3 protein-coding genes and 2 pseudogenes are annotated in these 2,759 nt (G+C 58.8%); 2 read left to right on the forward strand and 3 right to left on the reverse strand.

All coding sequences use genetic code 11. From position 1 onward, the window contains the following. On the reverse strand, nt 1-272 hold a 272-nt coding region (locus BGIM_RS54400; protein WP_020474598.1), incomplete at its 3' end, for a helix-turn-helix domain-containing protein. Between the two features lie 37 nt (nt 273-309). Then, nucleotides 310-894, reverse strand: coding sequence for a hypothetical protein (locus BGIM_RS0137085; RefSeq protein WP_020474682.1), 585 nt, complete (start codon nt 892-894; stop codon nt 310-312). Between the two features lie 50 nt (nt 895-944). On the opposite strand from BGIM_RS0137085, the pseudogene BGIM_RS63940 reads away from it, so the two are divergent. After that, nucleotides 945-1,701, forward strand: a pseudogene (locus tag BGIM_RS63940) (IS5 family transposase). Between the two features lie 19 nt (nt 1,702-1,720). On the opposite strand, the gene BGIM_RS63945 reads toward BGIM_RS63940, so the two are convergent. Then, nucleotides 1,721-1,960: a hypothetical protein gene (locus tag BGIM_RS63945; protein WP_157369714.1), complete on the reverse strand. Its 240-nt coding sequence runs from the start codon at nt 1,958-1,960 to the stop codon at nt 1,721-1,723. A gap of 63 nt (nt 1,961-2,023) precedes the next feature. Between BGIM_RS63945 and BGIM_RS65195 the strand changes: the two are divergent. Further along, nucleotides 2,024-2,759 (forward strand): annotated as a pseudogene (locus BGIM_RS65195) (hypothetical protein); the annotation flags it as partial.

Raw genomic sequence — 2,759 nt, forward strand, 5'->3', positions numbered from 1 at the left:
CATCCGACCAGGATGGCCGCCCACGCCGTCAGGCGACGAGGCCGTCGCGGAGGAAGGGCCAGGGCGTTGATCCCGTTCGCCCGATACCGTCCGGCCCATCGGGACACCGTCGCCGACGAGCAGCCAAGGCCGGCGGTGACGACGGCCCATGTGGCCCCGGCGTGCAACAGTAACAAGATGACGGCCCGCTGCCGGGAGGCATGGTCCGGGGCCGTGGCGAAACGATCAAGCAAGGCGGCGCGGTCGGCCGGCGTCAGAGTGATACAACACATGGGGGCTTGCGTCCTGCGGAAGTTCGTGTGGTAACGACTACCGTAGGGCCAAGACCCGCTTTTCGGCAAACTCGCACTTTCGTTCGACGTGGGAGCTATTTAGTTCGGTTTTGAGTTTTACGGCGCGAGACCACTCTCTCACAAGCAATGGCTTTGGGTCAGCGGGATCAACTTCGGGAAATGGTTCGACGCCTGAGGGCAACGGGAAAGAAATTGGCTTCGGAGGAGGTGGGACATCGACAGGGCCGCCATAAGGTTCAATCACAAAATAAGTAGCGCCGAACTGTTTTTTTGTGTCGGTCACTTTCCAATAACCGTGAGAGATTTTTCGGTCAAGATTCTTGCCGTCCACCAGTCCCTTGGTTGGCATCTTTGCAATGTACCGAAGCGTTATGGGGCCGTTGTGACGGACGTTTACAATCATCTCATTGTCGCCGATTACCTCGGAGACGGCGACAAAAACGAGGTCATCATCTCGGACGCTCAGTTTTCCGACCTCGCCGACCTTCATGGTCTCGCGATTCAGCGGAATAGGGACGGGTGGTTTTTCTTCGGCGAGTGCGAGTGAAGGCAAAAACAAAGCGAAGGCTGCTAGGTCGTGTTGATTCAAGTCAGGGGTCATGGTAAATCTCCGTGGCGAACTGGGCAAGCCAAGCGGCCGGGGAGAATCTGATGGAGCGCCATGAACTGCCGGAGTCCCATTGGTTGAAACTGGAACCGCTGCTGCCGGGCCGTCCGGGCGGTCATGGAGGGGTTGCCCGGGACAACCGGAATTTCCTGAACGCCGTCTGGCATTTGTCCAAGACCGGGACCGCTTGGCGGGATCTGCCCGAACGGTTCGGCAAATGGGACACGGTATATCACCGGTTCAACCAATGGTGCAAAAAGGGCGTCTGGCAGCGGTTGTTTAAAGCCGTGAGCCGGGACGCGGACATGGAATGGTTGATGATGGACAGCACGGTGATTCGGGCTCGTCCGCACGCCGCCGGGATGAACGATGAAACCGACGACCAGGCATTGGGCCGCTCCCGAGGCGGTTTCGGGACCAAGATTCATCTGGCGGTCGACGCCTTGGGGAACCCACCCGGTGACAGTCACGCTCAGTCCGGGGCAGGACGCGGACATCTCCCACGGTTCGGAGTTGCTGACAGACCATCGGCCGGTGAAAGTCTTGGCGGACAAGGGATATGACAGCGACGCCTTCGTGAAGGCGATTGAGGAGGAGGGGGCGGAGGCGGTGATCCCGCCAAAGAAGAACCGCAAAAACCCGCGTGATTATGACAAGGATGTTTACAAGGAACGGAACAAAGTGGAGCGGACGGTGGGCTTGCTGAAGCAGTGCCGGCGGGCGGCCACCCGATACGAAAAGACCGCCCGCAACTTTCTCGGAATCGTTCTGTTTGCCGCCATCAATCTTTGGCTGAAGTAACTTGGGCAACCCGGAAACTTCACCAACTTGAATCAACACAGCCTAATAAAAAAAGAGATGGTATAGAGGCATGAGATTTTAATGGATTATTAATTCTATATTTTACTTTTATCCTTGTTTTCATCTCTTCTTTGCATCCTTTGCGGTTTTGTGCGAGATATTTCTTCTCTTCGCCTTCTCTTCTTTCTTCCGCATCAGCCGAAAAAGTAACATTTCCGCAAGCAATTCGTAATCCGCCTTGCGGCATCTTCGTCATCATCAGATGATGGTCGGAAGTTTTTTACCCCTTATTTTTCATAACTTCCTCACCCGGTTAATGTTCATGCCTTCGATCCCGACTCGTCGTCTCTCTCTCTCCCTGCACACGCTCGAAGATCGGACCGTTCCGGCCGTCTTTCATTTGTCCGGCGGCGGGGAGGCTTTGCGGGGGGATATTCTCACCGCCAACACCAACATTGATGCCACCAACACCATCAATCTGGATGCGGGCGACTACTCGCTGACCAACACGGCCCTTGGGGCGTTGTCGATCACAAACGGCAACGGCACCGTGCCAAGCAAAACCCTGACGATTATCGGCGCCGGGGCGGCCACCACCACCATCGACGCGGCCTCGGGCTGGGCGGACCGGATTGCGAAGATCGAGGGGACGGGGATCACCGTTGAATTCAAAGACCTGACCATCACGGGCGGGCATGTCGAATCGGCCGCCGGGAACAACCCGGCGACGGCCCAAGGGGGCGGGTTGCTCATCCTCGGCGGAGATGTGACGCTGGACGGCGTCACGGTCAGCGGGAATACCGTCAAGGGGGCGCCGGGGATCGGCGGCGGCAATGGGGCGGCCGGAAAACCAGGGGCCGGGGCGCAGAACGGCGGGGATGCCCAAGGGGGCGGGATTTATCTCTCGGGCGGGTCGCTCACGCTCACCAACGCCACCATCAGCGGCAACTCGGCCGAGGGGGGCGAAGGAGGCAAAGGCGGCGACGGTGGCGACGGAACCGATGGCGATGACGGAACCGACGGCGGCAACGGAACGACGGGCGTCAACGGCCCCCCCG

It is taken from the genome of Zavarzinella formosa DSM 19928 (genome assembly GCF_000255705.1).
Lineage (GTDB): Bacteria > Planctomycetota > Planctomycetia > Gemmatales > Gemmataceae > Zavarzinella > Zavarzinella formosa.